Origin of the sequence: Streptomyces sp. NPDC019443, assembly GCF_044389785.1 — a bacterium.
Classification (GTDB): domain Bacteria; phylum Actinomycetota; class Actinomycetes; order Streptomycetales; family Streptomycetaceae; genus Streptomyces.
Map to the genome: position 1 here is coordinate 770360 of NZ_JBIRYJ010000003.1, position 23787 is coordinate 794146.

Consider the following 23787-nt stretch of genomic DNA (forward strand, 5'->3'; position numbering starts at 1 on the left):
CGGTCGGGCTGCTGTTGGAGGGCGTGGTCGGCGTCGCGCTACGCGGGCATCCGTGGTGTTGACGAGCAATTCATCGAGGCCGGGCAGTCGTTCACCCTCAACGCCGGTGACCAGAAAGGCGGTGTGCCGACGACGGTCGGACGCCCCGTCGCCGCGCGGCGCAGCGCCTCGATCAGGACCTCCACCGACGGCCGCCCGCGGGATGCGGCCCGTACGGCTACCACCACATGGCGTTCGACCACGTCGTGGAGCGGCACCGGGGCGATGCCCTCCGAGCGCAGTCGCAGCATGAGCCCGGTCAGCGGGGCCAGACCGAGCCCCGCACCGGCCATGGCCAGTGAGGTCGCGGTGTCGGTGACCTCGTGGACGACGCGCGGTTCGAACCCGGCCCGGCGGCAGGCTGTACGCACAGCACGTCCGTAGTACGACTCGGGGGCAGGCAGGATCCACTCCCGCTCGGCCAGCTCGGTCAGCCGCCAGGCCGTCCCGGCCGACGGCGCGTCCGGCGTCGGCACAGCCACGGAGAACCGCTCGGAGTGGAGCCGTACCAGTTCAGAGGCCTCGTCCCGGGCGAGCGGGGCGTCTGGGTAGTCCAGTCCGAGCGCCAGGTCGACCCGCCCGGCGGAGACCTCCGCATGGGCCTGGTCGACGTCCACCTCCTGGCTGACCACCCGCACGCCCGGGTGGTGCTCGCCGAGCCAGCGCAAGGCGGGCGGCAGGAACGCGGCCGCCGCCGTGCCGAACACCCCGAGCCGCAGCCGCGCCGCGATCTCCGTGCGGGTGCGCTCGATCGCGGCCGCCGCCTCGGCCTGGGCCCGCAGGATGTGACCGGCGTGGACGACCAGGGTGTGCCCGGCGTCCGTGAGCTCGACCCGGCGCCCGACCCGTCGTATCAGTTGCGCGCCCGCGGTGCGCTCCAGCTGGGCGATCTGCTGGGAGATCGCGCCAGGGGTGTAGCCGCGCGCGGCAGCGGTCATCGTGCCGCAGCGGGCGAGTTCGACCAGCGCGCGCAGATGTACTCCGCCCAGTTCCATAGAGAGGATCTAAAAGATCGACTGCTGAAACTGTCAATGGACGCGAAGAGTCGGCGGCGTCCACCATGGCTCTCACCGCACGGACTCCGCCTCATACCGGCTCATACCGGCTCACACCGAGATGTATACCGGGATGTATACCGGGATGTGTCGAGCAGACGGGACGGCTCTTTCATGGTTCACAGCGCTCTCCGTTCGGATTCCGCTCCCTCGGCTCCCCTTCCCGCGGCCGCGGACGTCGTCATCGTCGGCGGTGGCGTCGTCGGGGCGAGCGTCGCCTTCCACCTGGCCGAGGCCGGGGTCAGGGATGTCCTGGTGGTGGAGCGCGACGAGCCGGCGTCCGGCTCGTCGGGCAAGCCGATCGGCGGGATTCGCGCGCAGTTCTCGGATCCGCTCAACATCCGGCTGGGGCAGCGCAGCCTGGAGGCCTGGCGCGCGTTCACCACGCGCCCGGGTGCCGACATCGGGATCGACAGCGTCGGCTATCTCTTCCTCCTCGGCAGCGAGGCGGAGGTTGCGACCTTCCAGCAGGCTGTACGCGTACAGAACGAGCTCGGTGTCCGCAGCAGGATCATCGCGCCCCGCGCGGCGCACGAACTCTGCCCTTTTCTCGATCCGCGCTCGATCGTCGCGGCCGCGTACTCCCCCGCCGACGGCTACGCACTGCCGAAGGCTGCGGTGATCGGCTATCTGTGCGCGGCCCAGCGGCTGGGCGCGACGGTCCGTACGCACACCACCGTCACCGGAATCGACGTCGACGGCGGACATGTGCGTGCGGTGCGGACGACGGCGGGGACGGTGCGCACCCGGGCGGTGGTCTGCGCCGCGGGCCCCTGGTCGGCGGCCGTCGGCGCGATGGCGGGAGTGGACCTCCCCGTCACCCCGCTGCGCCGGCAGATCGCCCTGACCGGTCCGCTGACCCCCGCCCCGCCGCGGATCCCCTTCACCCTCGACTTCGCCTCGACGCTCTACTTCCACAACGACGGCGCGGGCGGCCTGGTCCTCGGCCTGTCCGATCCGCGCCAGGAGCCGGGCTTCGGGCGGGAGTTCAGCCGGGAGTGGCTGGAGCCGTTCCGCGACGCGGCGCTGCGGCGGGCACCGGCGCTGGCGGATCTGGAGGCGAAGAGCGGCTGGGCGGGACTGTACGAGATGACGCCCGACCGCAATGCGCTGATCGGCCGGGCGGGGGAAGTGAGCGGCTTCCTGTATGCCACCGGCTTCTCCGGGCACGGGTTTCTACAGGCGCCCGCGGTCGGCGAGATCGTCCGCGACCTCTATCTGGACAGGACGCCGTTCATCGATGTCGGACCGCTCTCCGCGGCCCGCTTCGAGGGGCATGCCGCGGCCGTCCGCCCCGAGGCCCACATCATCTGACCCCCATCCCCACCGGACCGGAAGGAGGACTCGGTGATCCCCACCTGGCGGCTGCGGGCCGAGTTCGCCCGTCGGCTCTCCGACATGTACGGCGCGGAAGTCCCCGCGTACACCACGCTTCTGGAGGTGTCGGCGCAGGTCAACGACGAGGTGATCGGCAAGAACGGCGACGCGGGACGGCTCGGCGGCATCGAGCGCGTCACGGCGGAGCGGCACGGCGCCATCCGCGTCGGCACCGCGCGCGAGATGCGCCAGGCCGCCCAGATCTTCGCCGCGCTGGGCATGGAGCCGGTGGGCTTCTACGACCTACGCGAGGCCGCGGCCAGCGCGGTCCCGGTCGTCTCCACCGCGTTCCGGCCCATCGACGCCGAGGAGCTGGAACGCAACCCCTTCCGAGTCTTCACCTCCATGCTCACCACCGCCGACCGCCGGTTCTTCGACGCCGGGCTCGAGGCCCGCCTCGAGTCGTTCCTGGGCCGGCGTGAACTCTTCCCGACCGAGCTCATCGACCTGGCAGCGCGCGCCGAGCGGGAACAGGGCCTCGACGAGCCGCAGGCGGAGCGCTTCCTCACCCTGGCGGTGGCCGCTTTCGAACTGTCCCCGGAGCCGGTGGACCGTCCCTGGTACGCCGAGCTGGAGCGGATCTCCGCCGTCGCCGCCGACATCGGGGGCGTCGCCAGCACCCATATCAACCACCTCACACCGCGGGTGCTCGACATCGACGAGCTCTACCGGCGCATGGGCGAGCGCGGCATCACGATGATCGACCGGATCCAGGGGCCGCCGCGCTGGGACGGTCCAGATGTGCTGCTGCGCCAGACGTCGTTCCGCGCTCTGGCCGAGCCGCGCCGCTTCCGCGAGCCGGACGGCAGCGTCGGCGAAGGTTCCCTGCGGGTGCGCTTCGGTGAGGTCGAGGCGCGCGGCATCGCACTCACCCGGGCGGGCCGAGCCCTCTACGACGAGCTGATCGGCGAGCCCGCTGAGGTCTGGGCCGCCCGCTTCCCGCGCACCGAACGCCAACTGGCCGTCGAGGAACAGGCGTTCTTCCGCTACGAGCCGACAGACGACCGGCCCGGGGACGGCCGCACACCGCCGCAGGATCTCGCGGGCCTCGTCGACGGCGACTGGGTGAGCGCCGGCCCCATCGTCTACGAGGACTTCCTGCCCCGGTCGGCCGCCGGGATCTTCCAGTCGAACCTCAGCGAAGAGGGCACCAGGGACGCCACCGCCCTGGGCGCTCACTACGACCAGCAGTGGCTCTCCGGCGTACTGGAGCGCCCTGTCCACGACCCCTTCGACCTCTATGCCGCTCAGCAGGACAGTTCACTTCGGCAGGCCCGCCAGGCCCTCGGACTCCCCAAGGACACGCCTTGACCAGCAACAGCACCACGCTTCCCGACAACGACTCGCTGCGCGCCCGGGCCCGGGAGAGCCTGCTGCGCTGCGGCGCCGGGCTGCCTGCGGGCGGCGGCGGCGACGTCATCGCCCGTACACCGCTGACCGGCGCCACTTTGTTCACGCTGCCCGCCACCACGCCCGAGCAGGCCGACGCGGCGATCGGCGAGGCTGATGAGGCTTTCCGGCAGTGGCGCACGATTCCCGCGCCGCAGCGCGGGGCGCTGGTGAAGCGGCTGGGCGAGCTGCTGACCGAGCACAAGGAGCACCTGGCCGATCTGGTCACCATCGAGGCCGGCAAGATCCGCTCCGAGGCGCTCGGCGAAGTACAGGAAATGATCGACATCTGTGACTTCGCCGTCGGTCTCTCCCGGCAGCTCTACGGGCGGACCATGGCGTCCGAGCGGCCGGGCCACCGGCTCTCGGAGAGCTGGCACCCTCTCGGCGTGGTAGGAGTGATCTCGGCCTTCAACTTCCCGGTCGCCGTCTGGTCGTGGAACACCGCGATCGCCCTGGTCTGCGGTGACACCGTCGTCTGGAAACCCTCGGAGCTGACTCCGCTGACCGCTCTGGCCTGCGACGCCCTGCTCGCCCGCGCCGCCGCCGACACCGGTGCGCCCGAGGGTGTGCACCGGCTCCTCCTGGGCGACCGTCAGACGGGCGAGCGGCTGGTCGACGACGCGCGCGTCGCGCTGGTGAGCGCGACCGGCTCGGTCCGGATGGGGCGCGAGGTCGCGCCTCGGGTGGCCGCCCGCTTCGGCCGCTGTCTGCTCGAACTGGGCGGCAACAACGCGGCGATCGTCACCTCGTCCGCCGACCTCGACCTCGCGGTGCGCGGGATCGTCTTCTCCGCGGCGGGCACCGCGGGCCAGCGCTGCACCACCCTGCGCCGGCTGATCGTCCACGAGGACGTCGCCGAGCAGCTGCTGGAAAAGATCGTTCACGCGTACGGGCAGCTGCCGGTCGGCGACCCGTTCGAGGAAGGCACCCTGGTGGGCCCCCTGATCTCCGGTACGGCGCACCACGCGATGGCCGAGGCGCTGGCGGCGGCCGAGGCCGACGGCGGGAAGATCCTCACCGGCGGCGACCGGCAGCTGGCGGAGCAGGCGCCCGACGCGGCGTATGTGCGGCCCGCGGTCGTACGGATGCCCGCGCAGACGGCCGTCGTACGCCGGGAGACCTTCGCCCCGATCCTCTATGTGCTCACCTACCGGAGCCTGGAGGAGGCGGTCGCGCTTCACAACGGCGTCCCACAGGGCCTGTCGTCCAGCATCTTCACGCAGGACCAGCGGGAGGCGGAGCGCTTCCTGGCCTCCGACGGCTCGGACTGTGGCATCGCCAATGTGAACATCGGCACCTCGGGCGCAGAGATCGGCGGGGCGTTCGGCGGCGAGAAGGAGACCGGCGGCGGGCGCGAGTCGGGCTCGGACGCCTGGCGGGCGTACATGCGCCGGGCGACGAACACGGTGAACTACTCGGACAGCCTTCCCCTGGCACAGGGAGTCAACTTCCTGTAAGTGCGCGGGAAGATCCACGGCCCCGGCGCGGTTGGTAGAAGTGTGAACAACTTCGGGGCGCGGGACATGGACGTAGTCGTCATCGGCGCCGGACAGGCAGGCCTGTCCGGCGCCTACCATCTGCGACGCGCCGGTCTGGTTCCGGACCGCGACTTCGTGGTGCTCGACCACGCCCCGCGAGCGGGCGGTGCCTGGCAGTTCCGCTGGCCATCGCTGACGTACGGCAAAGTGCACGGCATGCACGCGCTGCCTGGCATGGAGTTGACCGGCGCGGACGACGCGCGGCCCTCCTCCGAGGTGATCGGTGCCTACTTCTCGGCGTACGAGCAGCGCTTCGATCTGCGCGTCCACCGGCCCGTCGACGTCACCGCGGTACGCGAGGGCGAGGGCGGGCGCCTGCTCGTGGAGACCTCGGAGGGGACCTGGTCGACGCGGGCGCTGATCAATGCGACCGGCACCTGGGACCGCCCGTTCTGGCCCCGCTACCCCGGCCAGGAGACGTTCCGGGGACGGCAGTTGCACACAGTGAACTACCCCGGGCCGGAGGAGTTCGCCGGGCAGCGCGTGGTGGTGGTCGGCGGCGGGTCCTCGGGGACCCAGCATCTGATGGAGATCGCGGGGGTGGCGGCGGACACCACCTGGGTGACACGGCGGCCGCCGGTCTTCCGCGAGGGCCCGTTCAACGAGGACTTCGGGCGGGCGGCCGTGGCCATGGTGGAGGAGCGCGTACGCCGCGGACTGCCGCCGCAGAGCGTGGTCTCGGTGACCGGGCTGCCGCTCAACGACGCCGTGCGGCGCGCCCGCGAGTCGGGGGTCCTGGAGCGGCAGCCGATGTTCGACCGAATCACGCCGACTGGAGTGGCCTGGGACGACGGGCGGACGGTGGAGGCGGATGTGATCCTCTGGGCGACCGGTTTCCGCGCGGCGATCGACCACCTCCCACCACTGAAGCTGCGCGAGCCGGGCGGCGGCATCCAAGTCGACGGCACTCGTGCCGTACGGGACGCACGCATCCATCTCGTCGGCTACGGGCCGTCGGCCTCGACGATCGGCGCCAACCGCGCCGGGCGGGACGCGGTCCGAGAGATCATGCGGCTGCTGGAGGGCGAAGCGGCACTGGTGTAACGGCAGTCAGCGGCCGCTGCTCGCGCTTGAGCGGTTGGCGTTGAACTGCTCGACGTTGCGCAGGTGCTCCCGATAACTGGCGGTGAAGCGGGTGTCCCCCGGCGCGACGGTGACGAAGTAGAGCCAGTTCCCGGGCGTCGGATTGATCGCCCCGTGCATCGCCTGCTCCCCCGGGTTGTCGATGGGGGTCGGCGGCAGGCCCGTGCGTTCATAGCTGTTGTACGGGCTGTCGATCTTCGTGTCTGCGGCCGTGGTGTCCAAAGTGCTGCGGTTCAGCGCGTAGTTCAGGGTCGAGTCCATCTGGAGCGGCATCCCCTCGGCGAGCCGGTTGTAGATGACCCGGGCGACCTTTCCCATGTCCTGGGGGGTGTCTGCCTCGGCCTGCACGATGCTGGCGATGTTCACCGTCTGATAGATCGTCACGCCGCTGCGCTTTGCGCCGCTGCTGATGTGGTCGGCCCCGAACCGCTGATTGGCCGTGTTGACCATGTAGCTGAGCAGGCTCGCCGGCGTGGTCTTGTCGTCGATGGGATACGTGGCGGGGAAGAGGTAGCCCTCGGGGTTGCCCTTGGCATCGGCGGGCAGCTTCAGCGTCGCCGTAGCGACGGCCTTCCGGGTGGTGCCGGGCCGCTTGTCGAGGGCCTTGTCGACGGCGGCGTAGACCTGCGAGGCGCGCCAGCCCTCGGGGATCAGCAGCGAGGCCTTCTCCTTCTCCTTGGCCGGCTTCAGCAGCAGGGACACCAGCACCGCGGCCGCCGCGATGACGACGACCGCGCTCACGATCAGGACCAGCCGGCCACGGCGGGTCAGGCGGAACCTGCGCCCGGGCCGGACCGGCGGGGGTTCGTTCATCATGCGGGCACGCTAACCCGGCGGCTGCGCCGATCGCCGGACCCGGCCCGCAGCGACACGGCCCCTACGGCGTGAAGGGCGGCAGGGCAGCGAATTCCGGTACCACCCGGACCGCTTCGGTGAGCGCGTCGAGGGTGCGCCGCACCCTGGTCAGCGGGTGATCGGGGAACTGCGCGTCCCATTGGGCGTGGTCGGCGGCGTGGAAGGGGAGACCGCCCTGCACCTCGGGGGCATACGGGTGCGGCCGGAAGTAGTTGTCGTGGCCCACCTGGGCCATCACCATGGCCTCGCGCATCCCCGTCATGCCGCGCTCGGGCGCCTGGATCTTCACCACGGTGCTGCAGTTGCCGCGCGGCACGGTGAAGCTGCCGATGAATGCCTGGCCGCTGGGCTGTCCCGGCAGCGGCAGTTTCAGTATCTGCTTCAGCGCGGGCAGCTGTGCGGGCAACTGCCCCAGCGACTTGACCGAGGCCTCGATCAGGCCGCCGCCCGCCTCTGCGGTCAGACGGGTGAGCGCGCCGCGCAGCGCGGGACCGTCATCGAGCGACGCGGGCAGGTCCGGCGGCAGCCCGAAGAAGTGCAGCGACAGCACGTCGCCTTCGTCATTGGTCCATACGTCATGGTCGACGGGCCGGTATCCGGGCAGGTCCACCCCAAGAAGAGCTCTCATGGGCGGTGATCATGCCGTACCCGACGAATGGCGGTCGGTTAGGGTGCGACCGGGGTCAACTGCGCGTCCCTGCGCACCAGAGCGGCATAGCGGCCGTCCCGGTCGAGCAGTTCCTCGTGGCTGCCGCGCTCGGCTATTCGCCCCGCGTCGAGGACCACGATCTGGTCGGCGTCCCTGACGGTGGAGAGCCGGTGGGCGATGGTGATGGTGGTCCGGCCCGTGGAGAGCGCGTCGATCGCCCGCTGCACCGCGTGCTCGGTACGGGTGTCGAGGGCGCTGGTCGCTTCGTCGAGAATGAGGACGGGCGGGTCGCGCAGAATCGTCCTGGCAATGGCGAGGCGCTGCTTCTCGCCGCCGGAGAAGCGATAGCCGCGCTCGCCGACCAGGGTGTCGTAGCCGTCGGGCAGCGACGCGATGTGGTCGTGGATCTGCGCGGCGCGCGCGGCCGCCTCTATCTCCGCCTCGGTGGCGTCCGGCTTGGCGAAGCGCAGATTCTCGGCGACGGAGGCATGGAAGAGATACGTCTCCTGGGAGACGACTCCCACGGCCCGGGCGAGGGTGTCGAAGTCGAGGTCCTGTACGTCGACTCCGTCGATGGTGACTCTGCCCCCGGTGACGTCGTACAGCCGGGGCACCAGATAGCTGAGCGTGGACTTGCCGGAGCCGGTGGGCCCGACGACTGCGAGGCTGCCGCCCGCGGGCACGGTCACATCGATGCCGTCGAGGGTCGGCCGCGTCTGCTTGTTGTCGTATGCGAAGTCGACGTCCTCGAACCGCACTTCGCCGCTGATGTTCTCCAGCCGCACCGGCTTTTCGGGCTCGGTGATGTCGACGGGCAGGTCGAGGTACTCGAAGATCCGCTGGAAGAGGGCGAGCGAGGTCTGCATCTGCACTCCGGTGGAGAGCAGGCTCACGGCCGGGCGGAACAGGCCCTGCTGGAGCGAGACGAAGGCGACGAGCGTGCCGATCGATATCTGGGGGCCGCCGGACTGGAGCGCGAGGCCCGCGGCCCAGTAGATCAGGGCGGGCATGGCGGCCATGACGATGCCGATGGTGGACATCCGCCACCGCCCGGCCATGCTGGAGCGCACTTCGAGGTCGACGAGGCGCTCGGACTCCTCGGCGAAGGCCTTGGTCAGCGAGTCGGCGCGGCCCATCGTGCGGCCGAGCAGGATGCCGCTGACGGAGAGCGACTCGGTGACGGTGGCAGCCATTGCGGCCATCTGCTTCTGGCGCTGCGTGGTGATCTTCTTGCGCTCGCGGCCGACGCGGCGGCTGATCCAGACGAACAGTGGCAGCAGGAGCAGCGAGACGGCGGTGAGCCGCCAGTCCAGCGCCAGCATCGCGACGACGGTGGCGACCACCGCCGTGAGGTTGGAGACCAGGGAGGTCGCGGTGGAGGTCACGGTCGCCTGCATCCCGCCGATGTCATTGGCGATGCGCGACTGGACCTCTCCGGTGCGGGTCCTGGTGAAGAAGGCGAGCGGCATCCGCTGCAGCTGGGCATAGACGGCGGTGCGCAGATCGTGCATGACGCGCTGGCCGACGGTGGTGGAGATCAGCGTCTGGAGTACGCCGAAGACGCTGGTCATCACCGCGGTCAGGATCATGCCGAGGGCGAGCAGGCTGAGCAGGCCGGTGCGGCCCTGCGGGATCGCGGTGTCGAGGATCTCGCGCAGCATGAAGGGGGAAGCGACCGAGACGAGCGACGCGGCGCCGACGAGCAGGCCGACGACGGCGAGGCGGCCTCGGTAGGGACGGAAAAGCCGGAGGATCCGTCGCACCTGGGCGGGCGGCTGCTCCGGATCACGTGGTGGTGGTGTCCAGGTGGACTCGGCGTGGATGCGCATGGGCTCCTTCGACAAGGGCTCGACGGGTTCGACGGGATGGAACAGTGAAGATCTTGGGAGCATAGCTCATTGTTACCTATCTTCACAATGAGTCTGGTCCTGATATTGTTCCCACATGCTGTCCTCATCTTCAGGGCTCCCCGATCCCGACGGCCTGTTGGCCGAGCAGTTGCTGCGGCTGACCCGGCGGCTCCACCGCAGCCAGAAGCGGCAGCTGGAGGCGGCCGACATCGCGATCACCCCCGCCCAGTCCCGGCTGCTGCGCACCCTCGCGCATTACGACGAGCCGCCGCGCATGGCCGATCTCGCCGCCCGCCTCGAGGTGGTCCCCCGCGCCGTGACCAGCCTGGTGGACGGTCTGGAAGCGAGTGGCTGCGTCCGCCGCGCCCCCGACCCGACCAACCGCCGGGTGATCCGGATCGAGCTCACCGACACCGGCCGTGCCACGCTCAGGGCGCTGCGCGAGGCGCGACGAGCGGCCGCCGAGGACATCCTGGCTCCCCTGACCGCCGACCAGCGCGAGGTGCTCGGCGGGCTGCTGTCCACCCTGGTCGACGGGCCCGCGCCGCGCTGCTGAGCCGTCGCAACTCACCTTCAGCTCGCCCCAGTCGGCGCATTCGCGTCGTGAGGCGGTACTGAAGGCATTCCGCTTGCGCCGGGCCAGGTCCCCGGCGAACTCGCGCAGAAGAGTCCATGAGCTCGGACCAAGAGTCCAAACAAGTTCTCTTGCGCATCAGCAGCACCAACTACCAAGGTCCTTACCGAGGTTCACTGAACCGGCCGCAGCACGCCGCGCAACGTCAGCTCAACGACACGTCTCCTGGAGGCTCGATGAACGACGCAGCACAGCAGGACCCCGGTATGGCGGAGGGCGACGACGGCTCGCTGAGCCGTCGCTCCGTACTGCGGACCACGGCCGGTGTGGCGGGCGCCGGGCTCGGCCTCGGCGCGCTCGGCACCGGCCCCGCGGCGGCGGCGGAGAGCGGCACGGCCGGTGCGGCAGCGCAGACGGCGGCCTCGCAGGCCGAAGCGGAGACCGCCGAAGCGCCCGCCCGCAGGGGCGGCACGATGGCCGGGGTGCCCTTCGAGCGGCGCGGCACCGTGCGCGTCGGGATCGTCGGCCTCGGCAATCGCGGCGGCAGCATGATCGACCTCTTTCTCGCCCTCCCCGGAGTCCAGGTCGTCGGCCTCTGCGACCCGGTCAAGGCAAAGACCGAGAGCGCAGCCGCCAAGGTGGTCAAGGCCGGCCAGCCCGCGCCGGCCGTCTACACCAACGGCGAGGACGACTACGAGAACCTGTGCAAGCGCGGCGACATCGACTTCGTCTATGTGGCCACGCCCTGGGACTTCCACTTCGAGATGGCCAAGACCGCCATGCTGAACGGCAAGCACGTCGGCGTGGAGTGTCCGATCGCCATGCGCCTGGACGAGCTGTGGGAGCTGGTAGACCTCTCCGAGCGCACCAGACGGCACTGCATGCAGTTGGAGAACTGTTGTTACGGCAAGAACGAGATGCGGGTGCTGCGCATGGCGCACGCCGGCAAGTTCGGCGACCTGCTGCACGGCGCGGGCGCGTACAACCACGATCTGCGCGGCCTGATGTTCGCCCCGGACTACTACGAAGGTCCCTGGCGGCGGCTGTGGCACACCCGGCTGCGTGGCGACCTCTACCCGAACCACGGCTTCGGCCCGGTCTCCAACTACATGGACATCAACCGCGGTGACCGTGTGACGCACATATCCAGTTTCGGTACGCCCGCGCTGGGTCTTGCCGAGTACCGGAAGGCCACCATGCCGCCGGGCGACCCGAGCTGGAAGGAGACGTACATCGAGAGCGACCGTACGATCAGCCTGGTCCAGACGGCGAAGGGACGGGTCATCCGCCTGGAGCACGATGTGTCGACGCCACATCCCTACAGCCGGATCAACAGCCTCGGCGGGACGAAGGGTGTCTTCGAGGACTACCCGTCGCGGATCTATATCGAGCCCGACCACACCGACGACCAGTGGGGCGATTTCGCGAAGTACGCCGACTGGGACCACTGGCTGTGGAAGGAGCACTCCAACCCGCCCGGCGGTCATGGGGGCATGGACTACATCATGATCTTCCGGCTGATGCAGTGCATGCAGCGTGGTCTCGTGCCCGACTTCGATGTGTACGACGCGGCGACCTGGACGGCTCCGGTGCCGCTGAGCCATGCGTCGATCAAGGCGAAGGGCGCACCGCAGCCGATCCCGGACTTCACCCGGGGCGAGTGGAAGAAGTCCCGCCCCGGCGTGGACTCGGTCAAGCCCACAGCCTGATGGGGCAGGCGGGGCCCGGCTCGCACAGACCGGGCCCCGCCCACCTCGACTCGCTTGGGCCGATTCGCCCTTGCTACAGGAGCCTCGACGTCCTCAGCAGCGCCGCCTGTCCTCGGTCACCACCCCCTGGACCGTCCGCAGAGCGCGGTCGTAGCAGCCCCCGGAGCCGTACAGCCGGTAGCGCTCCGCCGTCGTGCCGACCGCGTGCCGCTGGTCGCGCGGCACATTGGCGGTGTACGTCGCGTCACCCGCGTACGCGTCGAACAGCCGCGACCAAGTCAGTCTCTTCCCGCCCCGGGTGACGACGGTGTCGGCCTCGTCCCCCAGGGTGAGGACGGTACGCAGCCGGTCCCCGGCGCCCAGCGTGGTGACGCCGTCCATCGTGTACGTCCGGTGGGTGGCCGTGATCTGCCGCCCGCTTGTCACGGTCTCGTCGTCCCTCCAGGTCCCTTTGAGCGCATCCTGGTTCTCGCCCTCGGTCCAGCGGTGGACGGAGGCGCCCGCGAGCGCGCGGTGCACGGTTGTCGCGACCCTTCCGTGCGAGGTGTCGAGGTGACCGGTGACGGTGAGCCGGTGACCGCCCCTGGTGTCGAGCCGGTGTTCCGAACCCGGCGTGTACGTCGTGGAGTTGACGGGTGCGCTCTCCTCGTGGCGGGTCAGCGCGCCGGTGACGACCTCCCTCCCCTCGTCCTGCCACACCAGCACATTGGTGGGCGTGGACCAGCCGGTCTGGCCGGCCGGGACTCCGACGACGGACACCTCGACGCGGTGCGGCCTGCCGTCGTTGAGCCGGGCGGCGAAAGGCGTGAGGTCGTACTGGACGGGCTTGATGTCGAAGGCCCGCGGCCCCGGGATCACGTACCACAGGAAGGGGTTGGACCAGCCGCCGGTCCACACCGTGGGGAAGGGGGCGGCGATTCCTGCGAGCTGCCCGTCGACCTTGATCTGCACCTCGCGGTAGGGGCCGTCGGCGGCCTTGCAGGAGTACGGCGCAGCGTCCGGGACAGTCAGATACCAGTACTCCTCGCAGCCGCCGCCCGATCCGGTGGCGTACACCTCGGCGACGATCCGCTCGGAGTTGCGCGGTGTGGTGAGCGAAGTGCCGTCCAGCGCAAGCACCTTGTCGGGCATCGCCGCACTCGTCGCAGCGCGCCCGGCGGCGTAGAAGGTCAGCGTGACCGTGACATCGAAGATGCCGGTGTACGTCTCGTTGACGACATTGCCGATGAGCATCTCGACCGGCTGGGCGCCGCGCAGGGTGTCGCTGTAGCGCGTGACGTCCTTCTCCACCGACCAGGCGATGCCGTCCGGCGAAGGCTGCGGGGTGGAGGTGCGCAGGATCTCCACGCCTCCGACGGTGAGATAGCCGAGGCGGTCGTACTGCCGTCCCTTGACGCTTCCTTCGAGCCGCAGCACCACCTTGCTCCAGCGGTCGCCACACCCCTTCGGGGGCGTGTAACTGCCCTTGTACGGCGTGAAATCGCGGAACTGTGCCTCGGCGAGCGTCACTTGGCAGGACTTCGTACCGGGCCGGCCGACGGGCGGTACGGCGGTGACCGGGTCGTGCCAGTCGCTGCCGAACTCCGCCGGAGGATCGTCGGCCGCGGCGGCGGTCCCGGCGCCGAGCAGCGACCCGGCCGCCAGCGCCAGCCCGGCGAGCATGGACATGATCTGTCGTCGTCTCATGCGTCAGGAGTGAAGCGTGCGGCGGGTCCCAAGCACCAGGGCGAGTTGTTCGATCTTGGCGTGTTGTGTGCACTGCCGCACAAAAACAGATTGCGGGACGGGGCAGCAAAAGGCGAACCTTGCACGGTTTCCGCCACACTTCGAGCCCTGGGACGTCATGCAGATTCGCGATCTTCCGTATCCCGACCCCGGTGTGGCCGATGCCAGGTCAGGGCCGCGATTCCTGTTGTGGCTGGGGCGGAATCAGCTGGGCGGCCAACTGAAGTCGCTGGCCTGGGGACTGCTGCACTTCTGCGGTGTCGCCGGGCTGCCGCTGGGCGTCGGCCAGGCCGTGCAGGCGGTCGTGGACCGCTCCGGCGGCCGCCTCGCGCTCGCAGGCGCGCTCATCGCGCTGTGCGGCGTGGCGATCACCCTGGGCGACACGATGCTGCACCGCACCGCCGTCACCAACTGGATCACCGCCGCGGCACGCGTCCAGCAGCTCCTCGCACGCAAGACGGCGGAACTGGGCTCGGCGCTGACCCGTCGGGTCGCCGCCGGCGAGGTGGTCGCGGTCTCCACCGGCGACGTCGAGAAGATCGGGTGGTTCGTGGAGGCGGTCTCGCGCTTCGCCGCGGCAGCCATCACGGTGGTTCTGATCTGCGTCGGCCTGGTCCTGTACGAACCGGCACTGGGCGTCGTGGTCGCCGTCGGCGTACCGGTGCTGGCCCTGGCCGTACTGCCGCTGCTCCCGCGGGCCACCCGGCGCGCCGACATCCAGCGCGAAAAGGCCGGCAAGGCCACCGAACTGGCCTCGGACACCGTCGCGGGCCTTCGGGTCCTGCGCGGCATCGGCGGCGAGGAACTGTTCCTCGGCCGCTACCGCCAGGCCTCCCAGGAGGTGCGCAGGGCGGCCGTCCGCAGCGCCCGCATGTGGTCGCTCATCTCGGCGATCCAGGTGCTGCTGCCGGGTCTGCTGCTGATCACGGTGGTCTGGTACGGCGCGGGGCTCGCCCGCGACGGCCGGGTCGAGGTCGGCGAGTTGGTCACCGCCTTCAGCGCGGTCACGCTCCTGATGTACCCGCTGCGGCACTTCGAGGAGATCGCCATGGCGTACTCCTTCTCGCGGCCCTCCGCGCAGCGGGCGGTCCGGGTGCTGTCGCTGGAGCGGACCTCCTACGAGGGCGAGCGCGGCGGCCTCGACGATGCCGCCCTTCCGGCCGGGGATCTCTATGACCCCGCCACCGGTCTGCTCGCCCCGGCGGGCCGGTTCACCGCAGTCGTGTGCGGCGACCCGGACGCGGCCGGGCTGCTCGCCGAGCGGCTGGGCGGTCATGCCGCAGAGGAGGAGAAGAGCCCCTCCGTCCTGCTGGGCGGGGTGGCGCTGGACGACCTGCCGCTCGATGGAGCTCGGACCTGCGTCCTCGTACAGGACAAGGACCCGGTGCTGCTCTCCGGGACGCTGTGGGAGCTGCTGGACGTGCCGGCCTCGGGCGAGGTGAGTGCCGAGGCGGCGCTGCGGGCAGCGCAGTGCGGTGACGTACTGGACGCGCTCGCGCAGGCGTCGGAAGAGGACTCGGGCGACCCGATGCGGACGCGGATCACCGAGCGCGGCCGCTCGCTGTCCGGCGGGCAGCGCCAACGGCTCGCGCTGGCACGTTCGTTGGTGACCGACCCCGAGGTGCTGGTGCTGGACGAGCCCACGTCGGCCGTGGACTCGCACACGGAGGCGCGGATCGCGCAGGGCGTCAGGGAGCTGCGGGCCGGCCGCACCACGGTCGTGTTCGCCTCCTCACCGCTGCTGCTCGACCGCGCGGACCGGGTGGTGTTCGTGCACGACGCCGAGGTGTCGGTGGTCGGCGTGCACCGCGAACTGCTGTACAGCAACGCCGAATACCGCGCGGTCGTCACCCGCGAGACCGAGGAAGAGCAGCTCGGTGGCATCGATGCCATCGACGCGCTGAAAGCACTGGAAGAGATCGAGGAGTCGGCATGATCGGCGTGGCGCCACCGGCGTACGACCCGGCGGCCCCGGAGGCGGCGGCGACCCTGCCCGTCGGGACCCCGGCGACCGTGCGGGCATACGTCAGCGAACTGCTGCGGCGGCACCGCAGGGCCTTCGTGCTGCTCGTCTCCGTCAATGCCGTCGCGGTGATCGCCTCGATGGTCGGCCCGTATCTGCTCGGCGGACTCGTCGAGGACCTGGCGGACGGGGCGCGCGAGCTCCATCTGGAGCGCACCGCCGCGTTGTTCGCGCTCGCGCTGGTCGTGCAGACCGTGTTCGTACGGCTGATGCGGCTGCGCGGGGCGATGCTCGGAGAGGAGATGCTGGCCGACCTGCGCGAGGACTTCCTCGTGCGGTCGGTCGGGCTGCCGCCCGGTGTGCTTGAGCGGGCCGGTACGGGTGATCTGCTCTCCCGTATCACCACCGACATCGACCGGCTGGCCAACGCGATGCGCGAGGCCGTGCCGCAGCTGGCGATCGGCGTGGTCTGGGCGGGCCTGCTCATCGGCGCGCTCACGGTGACCGCGCCGCCGCTGGCGCTCGCGGTGCTCGTCGCCGTCCCGGTGCTGGTGATCGGCTGCCGCTGGTACTTCAGGCGGGCGCCCTCCGCGTACCGCTCGGAGGCCGCCGGATACGCGGCGGTCGCCGCCATGCTGGCCGAGACGGTGGACGCCGGGCGGACCGTGGAGGCGCACCGCCTCGGCGGTCGCCGGGTGGCGCTGTCCGAGCAGCGGATCAAGGAGTGGACCGCGTGGGAGCGTTACACGCTCTATCTGCGGTCTGTGCTCTTCCCCGTCATCAACGTGACGCATGTGACGATCCTCTGCTCGGTGCTGCTGATCGGCGGCGTCTTCGTGCTGCACGGCTGGATCAGTGTCGGGCAGCTGACGACGGGCGCCCTGCTCGCGCAGATGCTGGTCGACCCGGTCAACCTGATCCTGCGCTGGTACGACGAGCTCCAGGTCGCCCAGGTGTCGATCGCCCGGCTGGTCGGCGTACGCGACATCGAGCCGGACGCCGGCGACCCGGGCGTGGTGCCGGACGGCCGCAGGGTTCGCGCCGACACGGTGCACTTCGGCTACCGCGAGGGCGTCGACGTGCTGCACCGGGTGACGCTGAACGTCGAACCGGGCACCCGGCTGGCTCTGGTCGGTCCTTCGGGCGCCGGCAAGTCCACGCTCGGGCGGCTGCTCGCGGGCATCTACGCACCGCGCGCGGGACAGATCACGCTCGGGGGCGCGGAACTGGCCGAGATGCCCGCCGAGCGGGTCCGTGAGCATGTGGCACTGGTCAACCAGGAGCACCACGTGTTCGTGGGCTCCCTGCGCGACAACCTGCTGCTGGCCCGCACGAGCGCGTCGGACGCGGAGTTGTGGGCCGCGCTCGGAGCGGTCGACGCGGACAGTTGGTCGCGGGCGCTGGACGACGGCCTGGACACCGAGGTCGGCTCGGGCGGTCTCGCCCTCACCCCGGCCCAGGCCCAGCAGATCGCCCTGGCCCGGCTGGTCCTGGCGGACCCGCACACGCTGGTCCTGGACGAGGCGACCTCGCTGCTGGACCCGCGCGCGGCCCGCCATCTGGAGCGCTCGCTCTCCCGGGTCCTGGACGGCCGCACGGTGGTGGCCATCGCCCACCGGCTGCACACGGCGCACGACGCGGATGTGATCGCGGTGGTGGAGGAGGGCCGGATCAGCGAACTGGGCAGCCACGACGAACTGGTGGCCGCCGACGGCGCGTACGCGGCGCTGTGGCGGTCCTGGCACGGGTGAGGCGGGGGCGGTTCCGGCGCCGGGTGAAGCGCGCGGCGCCCCTCAGAGGTATCCGATCAGAGGTATCCGAGGGCCGCCGCGCCGCCCACTCCCCCGAGCAGCATGAACAGCGGCATCAGCACCTTCAGCTCCACCCAGCTGCCCGCCCTGAACCGCATCGCCTTGGGCGGCCCCACCGGGTACCAGCGCTTGCGCCCCAACGGAATCGGCCACAGTATCGGGCAGCCCGAGACCGTCAGCGCGTCGCCGATGTCGTGCACCAGCGCACCCAGCACGATCGGCAGGCCCAGCCACAGATACTCCTGGCCGGGGGCGGTGAACAGCCAGTCCGCGCCGTTGCCGGGCTTGTCCAGTACGCCCGCCAGGATCCACGCGCTCGTCGCGCCGAGCAGCCACACCAGTACATCGCTGGAGACCCGCGCCGCCCGCCACAGCAGGCCCTCGACCGCGAGCACCAGGTGGATGAAGAGGATCACGAGGACCGCCCAGCGGCCGCCCGTGATCGCCAGCGCGGAGGTGCCCGCGCCGATCAGGACCGCCCACAGCCAGGTGTGGGTGAGCGTGCGGTGGCCGCCGGTCCTGCGCTTGTCGCCCTGTTTCTTCGTCGCTTTGTAGACCGCGTACGACAGCTTGTCGACGACCTCGCACAGTCCGCGCGAGATGGGCCCGAAGGCCCGCGAGATCGTCGCCGCCTTGTGGTCGAGGTCCGGCGCGAGCGCCGCGCCCGCGCAGATAAGCGCTCCGACAACGAGGACCGGCCATGGCATCGAGTGGCCGGCGGCAGCGGTCGCCGCGCCCACCCCCAGCCAGGCAGCCGCCCCGGACAGAGAGTGCGCCGGTCCCATCATGTGCGTTCCCGCCCCATTTGCTCTTGTGGTGAAGCCAGTTGACAGGGCAGCGTATCGCCCCGTGATCTTGCCGTCGCCGTCCGGTTCCCTGATCGGGGGTGAAGGCAGGCAAGATGGGGGGCGTGACACTTATCGATCAGCTGCCGCCGGATGCCGACCCCGATGCCCTCTTCGAAGCCTTCTCGTCATGGGCCGAAGGCCAGGGCATCACGCTCTACCCGGCTCAGGAGGAGGCGCTGATCGAGGTGGTTTCCGGGGCAAATGTGATCCTTTCGACCCCCACCGGCTCAGGTAAGAGCCTCGTCGCCGCGGGCGCGCACTTCACGGCTCTGGCCCAGGACAAGGTCACCTTCTACACCGCGCCGATCAAGGCGCTGGTCTCCGAGAAGTTCTTCGACCTCTGCAAGCTCTTCGGCACCGAGAACGTCGGCATGCTGACGGGCGACGCCTCCGTCAACGCCGACGCCCCGGTCATCTGCTGCACCGCCGAGGTGCTGGCCTCCATCGCCCTGCGCGACGGCAAGGACGCCGACATCGGCCAGGTCGTGATGGACGAGTTCCACTTCTACGCCGAGCCGGACCGCGGCTGGGCCTGGCAGATCCCGCTCCTCGAACTGCCGCAGGCGCAGTTCATCCTGATGTCGGCGACCCTCGGCGACGTCTCCATGTTCGAGAAGGACCTGACCCGCCGCACCGGCCGCGAGACCTCGGTCGTGCGGTCCGCGACCCGGCCTGTCCCGCTCTCGTACGAGTACGTCACGACGCCCATCACGGAGACCCTGACCGAGCTGCTCGAAACCAGGCAGGCGCCGGTCTACATCGTGCACTTCACACAGGCCCAGGCGGTCGAGCGCGCGCAGTCGCTGATGAGCATCAACATGTGCACGCGCGAGGAGAAGGACAAGATCGCCGAACTGATCGGCAACTTCCGCTTCACCACCAAGTTCGGGCAGAACCTGTCCCGTTACGTACGCCATGGCATCGGCGTGCACCACGCCGGCATGCTGCCCAAGTACCGCCGTCTGGTCGAAAAGCTCGCGCAGGCAGGCCTGTTGAAGGTCATCTGCGGTACCGACACGCTCGGCGTCGGCGTCAACGTTCCCATCCGCACGGTGCTGTTCACCGCTCTCACCAAGTACGACGGCAATCGCGTACGTACTCTCCGCGCCCGCGAGTTCCATCAGATCGCAGGTCGCGCCGGGCGGGCCGGATTCGACACCGCCGGTTTCGTGGTCGCCCAGGCCCCCGAGCACGTCATCGAGAACGAGAAGGCGCTCGCGAAGGCCGGCGACGACCCGAAGAAGCGCCGCAAGGTGGTCAGGAAGAAGGCTCCCGAGGGCTTCGTCGCCTGGTCGGACACCACGTTCGAGAAGCTGATCGGCTCCGAGCCGGAGCCGCTGACCTCGCGCTTCCGGGTCACCAACATCATGCTGCTCTCGGTGATCGCCCGGCCCGGGAACGCCTTCGCGGCGATGCGCCGCCTCCTCGAGGACAACCACGAGCCGCGCAAGGCGCAGCTGCGCCATATCCGCCGGGCCATCGCCATCTACCGCTCGCTGCTCGACGGCGGGGTGGTCGAGCAGCTGGACAAGCCCGACGCCGAGGGCCGCACCATCCGGCTCACCGTCGACCTCCAGCAGGACTTCGCGCTGCACCAGCCACTGTCGACGTTCGCGCTCGCCGCCTTCGACCTGCTCGACCCGGAGTCCCCGTCCTACGCCCTGGACATGGTCTCCGTCGTCGAGTCGACGCTCGACGACCCCCGCCAGATCCTCGCCGCCATGCAGAACAAGGCGCGCGGTGAGGCGGTCGGACAGATGAAGGCGGACGGCATCGAGTACGAGGAGCGCATGGAACGGCTCCAGGACATCTCGTACCCCAAGCCGCTGGAAGAGCTGCTCTGGCACGCGTACAACGTCTACAAGAAGTCGCACCCGTGGGTCGGTGACCACCCGGTCTCGCCGAAGTCCGTCATCCGTGACATGTACGAACGGGCCCTCACCTTCACGGAGTTCACCTCCTGGTACGAACTCGCCCGCACCGAGGGCATCGTGCTGCGCTATCTCGCGAGCGCGTACAAGGCGCTGGAGCACACCATCCCGGACGATCTGAAGTCCGAGGATCTCGAGGACCTGATCGCCTGGCTCGGTGAGATGGTGCGGCAGGTCGACTCCAGCCTGCTGGACGAGTGGGAGCAGCTCGCCAACCCGGAGATCGAGACTGCCGAGCAGGCCCAGGAGAAGGCCGACCAGGTCAAGCCGGTCACGGCCAATGCCCGCGCCTTCCGGGTGCTCGTGCGCAACGCCATGTTCCGCCGGGTCGAACTGGCCGCGCTGGACCACGTCCGCGAGCTCGGCGAGCTGGACGCCGAGTCCGGCTGGGACGAGGACGCCTGGGGCGAGGCGATGGACAAGTACTGGGACGAGTACGAGGACCTGGGCACCGGGCCGGACGCGCGGGGCCCGAAGCTGCTGCTGATCGAGGAGGACGCGCAGCACGGGCTGTGGCGCGTCCGGCAGATCTTCGCCGACCCGAACGGCGACCATGACTGGGGTATCGGCGCGGAGGTCGATCTGGCGGCCTCCGACGAGGAAGGCCGTGCCGTTGTGCGCGTCACCGACGTCGGCCAGCTCTGACACTGGGAACACAGGAGAACACCCGATGACGAACCCGGCCGAGCGCCTGGTCGATCTGCTCGACCTGGAGCAGATCGAGGTCAATATCTTCCGCGGGCGCAGCCCGGAGGAGTCCCTGCAACGGGTCTTCGGCGGGCAGGTGGCGGGCCAGGCGCTGGTCGCGGCCGGCCGCACCACCGACGGTGAGCGCCCGGTCCACTCGCTGCACGCGTACTTCCTGCGCCCGGGCATCCCCGGGGTGTCGATCGTCTACCAGGTCGAGCGCGTGCGGGACGGCCGGTCGTTCACCACCCGCCGGGTCACGGCGGTGCAGCAGGGAAAGACCATCTTCAATCTGACCGCCTCCTTCCACCGGCCGGAGGAGGGCAGCATCGAGCACCAGCTGCCGCCGCGTCTCGACTTCCCGGACCCCGAGACCCTCCCCACGGTCACCGCGGAGATCCGTGAGCATCTGGGCGCGCTGCCCGAGGCGCTGGAGCGGATGGCCCGCCGCCAGCCCTTCGACATCCGCTACGCCGAACGGCTGCGCTGGACCCCGGAGGAGATCAAGGAGGCGGACCCGCGCAGCGCAGTGTGGATGCGCGCGGTCGGGCCCCTGGGCGACGACCCGCTGGTGCACACTTGCGCGCTGACATACGCGAGCGACATGACGCTCCTCGACGCCGTCCGCATCCCGGTGGAGCCGCTGTGGGGCAGACGCGGCTTCGACATGGCCTCGCTGGACCACGCGATGTGGTTCCACCGGCCCTTCCGTGCGGACGAGTGGTTCCTGTACGACCAGGAGTCGCCGATCGCGACGGGCGGCCGGGGACTGGCGCGCGGCCGTATCTACGACCGTGAGGGCAATCTTCTCGTATCGGTCGTGCAGGAAGGTCTCTTCCGTCCCTGGCGTTCACAATGAACGTCGATTGCCTGCCACTGAGGAGATTCCATGACCCTGTACGACATCCCGCTGCGCACGCTCGCCGGTGAACCCACCTCGCTCGCCGACTACCAGGGCAAGGCCGTCCTGCTGGTGAACGTCGCCTCCAAGTGCGGGCTGACCCCGCAGTACGGCGGTCTGGAGCGGCTGCAGAAGCAGTACGGCGACCAGGGGTTCAGCGTCCTCGGCGTGCCGTGCAACCAGTTCGCGGGCCAGGAGCCGGGCAGCGCGGAGGAGATCCAGTCCTTCTGCTCGGCGACGTACGGCGTGACCTTCCCGATGCTGGAGAAGACGGATGTGAACGGCGCCGACCGGCACCCGCTGTACACGGAGCTGACGAAGGTCGCGGACGCCGACGGTGAGGCGGGCGACATCCAGTGGAACTTCGAGAAGTTCCTCATCGGCAAGGACGGCCAGGTCGTGGCCCGGATCCGGCCGACCACAGAGCCTGAGGCCGCGGAGGTCGTCGCCGCGATCGAGGCGCTGCTCGCCGCCTGACCTCGCCGCGGGTCCCCTTGCCGGGCCGCACGCAATTGCCGGACGGGCTTGATATCAAGCCCGTCCGGCAATTCCGGCAAATAACGACAGAGACTAACGAATCGGCATCCCCGAAAGGGTTCTGGCGATCACCAGGCGCTGGATCTCGCTGGTGCCCTCGAAGATCGTGTAGATCGCGGCGTCACGGTGCATGCGCTCCACGGGGTACTCGCGGGTGAAGCCGTTGCCGCCCAGGATCTGGATGGCCTGCGCCGTCACCTTCTTCGCGGTCTCGGACGCGTACAGCTTGGACATGGAGCCCTCGGCGGAGGTGAAGGGCTTGCCCGTCGCCGCCATCCAGGAGGCGCGCCACACCAGCAGCCGAGCGGCGTCGATCTGGGTGCGCATATCGGCCAGCTGGAAGGCGATGCCCTGGTTGTCGATGATCGGGCGGCCGAACTGGCTGCGGGTCGTGGCGTAGTCGAGGGCGACTTCGTACGCGGCGCGGGCGGTGCCCACCGCCATCGCGCCGACGGCCGGGCGGGACGCCTCGAAGGTGGCCATGGCCGCGTTCTTCAGTCGCTCGCCGCCCGCCTTGGCCCTCTCCCGCGCCCGGGCGAGACGCTCGTCGAGCTTCTCCTTGCCGCCGAGCAGGCAGTGCCCGGGGACACGGACATCCTCCAGGACCACCTCGGCGGTGTGGGACGCGCGGATGCCGTGCTTCTTGAACTTCTGGCCCTGCGAGAGGCCGGGGGTCTGCGGCGGGACGATGAAGGAGGCGTGGCCCTTGGAGCCGATCTCCGGGTCGACGACGGCGACCACGACATGGACGCCCGCAATGCCGCCGTTGGTCGCCCAGGTCTTGGTGCCGTTCAGCACCCATTCATCCTTGGCCTCGTCGTAGACCGCGCGGGTGCGCATTGCCCCGACGTCGGAGCCCGCGTCCGGCTCGGAGGAACAGAAGGCCGCGACCTTGACGTCGTCCACATCGCCGTACATCTGGGGGATCCAGGTGCCGATCTGCTCCTCGGTGCCGTTCGCGAGGACGCCGACGGCCGCGAGCCCGGTGCCGACGATGGAGAGGGCGATCCCGGCGTCACCCCAGAAGAGCTCCTCCATCGCCATCGGGATGCCGAGTCCGGTCGGGTCGAAGAACTGCTGGGCGTAGAAGTCGAGGGAGTAGATTCCCACCTTGGCCGCTTCCTGTATGACCGGCCAGGGGGTTTCCTCACGCTCGTCCCACTCGGCGGCGGCCGGGCGGATCACGTCCTTGGCGAAGCCGTTCAGCCAATCGCGGACCTGCTTCTGGTCGTCGTTGAGTTCGAGCGTGAACTCGGCCATGTT

The 23787-nt window shown here is 70.1% G+C and carries 18 protein-coding genes; 11 read left to right on the forward strand and 7 right to left on the reverse strand.

The annotated features are described in order from the left end of the window. Nucleotides 1–38 precede the first annotated feature (38 nt). Nucleotides 39–1034, reverse strand: a complete 996-nt coding sequence (locus ACH492_RS13880) for a LysR family transcriptional regulator (protein ID WP_398986045.1) — start codon at nt 1032–1034, stop codon at nt 39–41. Nucleotides 1035–1208: 174 nt separating this feature from the next. Between ACH492_RS13880 and ACH492_RS13885 the strand changes: the two genes are divergently transcribed. The 4 genes from ACH492_RS13885 to ACH492_RS13900 all read left to right on the forward strand — a co-directional run bounded on the left by ACH492_RS13885 (nt 1209) and on the right by ACH492_RS13900 (nt 6445). Next, nucleotides 1209–2408 carry an NAD(P)/FAD-dependent oxidoreductase gene (locus ACH492_RS13885; protein WP_398986047.1) on the forward strand — a complete coding sequence of 400 codons (1200 nt, stop codon included), beginning with the start codon at nt 1209–1211 and terminating at the stop codon, nt 2406–2408. A gap of 33 nt (nt 2409–2441) precedes the next feature. After that, nucleotides 2442–3782, forward strand: a complete 1341-nt coding sequence (locus tag ACH492_RS13890) for a 2-oxoadipate dioxygenase/decarboxylase family protein (RefSeq protein WP_398986049.1) — start codon at nt 2442–2444, stop codon at nt 3780–3782. After that, the gene (locus tag ACH492_RS13895; RefSeq protein WP_398986051.1) at nt 3779–5320 is read left to right on the forward strand and encodes an aldehyde dehydrogenase family protein; all 1542 of its coding nucleotides are present in this window, start codon (nt 3779–3781) and stop codon (nt 5318–5320) included. The genes ACH492_RS13890 and ACH492_RS13895 overlap by 4 nt, the downstream gene beginning before the upstream one ends. 66 nt (nt 5321–5386) lie before the next feature. After that, the gene (locus tag ACH492_RS13900) at nt 5387–6445 is read left to right on the forward strand and encodes an NAD(P)-binding domain-containing protein (protein WP_398986229.1); all 1059 of its coding nucleotides are present in this window, start codon (nt 5387–5389) and stop codon (nt 6443–6445) included. A gap of 6 nt (nt 6446–6451) precedes the next feature. On the opposite strand, the gene mltG is transcribed toward ACH492_RS13900, so the two are convergent. The 3 genes from mltG to ACH492_RS13915 form a co-directional block, all read right to left on the reverse strand. Beyond that, the gene (gene mltG, locus ACH492_RS13905) at nt 6452–7300 is read right to left on the reverse strand and encodes an endolytic transglycosylase MltG (RefSeq protein WP_398986053.1); all 849 of its coding nucleotides are present in this window, start codon (nt 7298–7300) and stop codon (nt 6452–6454) included. 61 nt (nt 7301–7361) lie between these two features. Continuing rightward, nucleotides 7362–7967, reverse strand: coding sequence for a hypothetical protein (locus ACH492_RS13910; RefSeq protein ID WP_398986055.1), 606 nt, complete (start codon nt 7965–7967; stop codon nt 7362–7364). Between the two features lie 38 nt (nt 7968–8005). Then, a complete protein-coding gene (locus ACH492_RS13915; protein ID WP_398986058.1) occupies nt 8006–9817 on the reverse strand; it encodes an ABC transporter ATP-binding protein in 1812 nt (603 codons plus the stop codon). Nucleotides 9818–9932: 115 nt separating this feature from the next. Between ACH492_RS13915 and ACH492_RS13920 the strand changes: the two genes are divergently transcribed. Beyond that, nucleotides 9933–10394 carry a MarR family winged helix-turn-helix transcriptional regulator gene (locus ACH492_RS13920; protein ID WP_398986060.1) on the forward strand — a complete coding sequence of 154 codons (462 nt, stop codon included), beginning with the start codon at nt 9933–9935 and terminating at the stop codon, nt 10392–10394. Nucleotides 10395–10648: 254 nt separating this feature from the next. Next, nucleotides 10649–12121, forward strand: a complete 1473-nt coding sequence (locus tag ACH492_RS13925) for a Gfo/Idh/MocA family protein (protein ID WP_398986062.1) — start codon at nt 10649–10651, stop codon at nt 12119–12121. 93 nt (nt 12122–12214) lie between these two features. Here ACH492_RS13925 and ACH492_RS13930 read toward each other — a convergent pair whose 3' ends face one another. Further along, nucleotides 12215–13807, reverse strand: coding sequence for a peptide-N4-asparagine amidase (locus ACH492_RS13930; protein WP_398986064.1), 1593 nt, complete (start codon nt 13805–13807; stop codon nt 12215–12217). Between the two features lie 157 nt (nt 13808–13964). On the opposite strand from ACH492_RS13930, the gene ACH492_RS13935 reads away from it, so the two are divergent. After that, the gene (locus tag ACH492_RS13935) at nt 13965–15782 is read left to right on the forward strand and encodes an ABC transporter transmembrane domain-containing protein (RefSeq protein ID WP_398986066.1); all 1818 of its coding nucleotides are present in this window, start codon (nt 13965–13967) and stop codon (nt 15780–15782) included. Beyond that, the gene (locus tag ACH492_RS13940; protein ID WP_398986068.1) at nt 15779–17560 is read left to right on the forward strand and encodes an ABC transporter ATP-binding protein; all 1782 of its coding nucleotides are present in this window, start codon (nt 15779–15781) and stop codon (nt 17558–17560) included. The genes ACH492_RS13935 and ACH492_RS13940 overlap by 4 nt, the downstream gene beginning before the upstream one ends. Nucleotides 17561–17616: 56 nt before the next feature. On the opposite strand, the gene ACH492_RS13945 is transcribed toward ACH492_RS13940, so the two are convergent. Further along, nucleotides 17617–18408, reverse strand: a complete 792-nt coding sequence (locus ACH492_RS13945; RefSeq protein WP_398986070.1) for a metal-dependent hydrolase — start codon at nt 18406–18408, stop codon at nt 17617–17619. 113 nt (nt 18409–18521) lie between these two features. Between ACH492_RS13945 and ACH492_RS13950 the strand changes: the two genes are divergently transcribed. From ACH492_RS13950 to ACH492_RS13960, 3 genes are read left to right on the forward strand one after another with little or no spacing between them, the layout of a single operon-like run. Continuing rightward, nucleotides 18522–21044: a DEAD/DEAH box helicase gene (locus ACH492_RS13950; RefSeq protein WP_398986072.1), complete on the forward strand. Its 2523-nt coding sequence runs from the start codon at nt 18522–18524 to the stop codon at nt 21042–21044. 25 nt (nt 21045–21069) lie between these two features. Next, nucleotides 21070–21945, forward strand: coding sequence for an acyl-CoA thioesterase (locus ACH492_RS13955; protein ID WP_398986074.1), 876 nt, complete (start codon nt 21070–21072; stop codon nt 21943–21945). A gap of 30 nt (nt 21946–21975) precedes the next feature. Then, complete coding sequence (locus ACH492_RS13960) at nt 21976–22464, forward strand: glutathione peroxidase (protein ID WP_398986076.1); 489 nt, start codon at nt 21976–21978, stop codon at nt 22462–22464. A gap of 93 nt (nt 22465–22557) precedes the next feature. Here ACH492_RS13960 and ACH492_RS13965 read toward each other — a convergent pair whose 3' ends face one another. Continuing rightward, a complete protein-coding gene (locus ACH492_RS13965) occupies nt 22558–23784 on the reverse strand; it encodes an acyl-CoA dehydrogenase family protein (protein ID WP_307664870.1) in 1227 nt (408 codons plus the stop codon). Nucleotides 23785–23787: the final 3 nt, after the last annotated feature.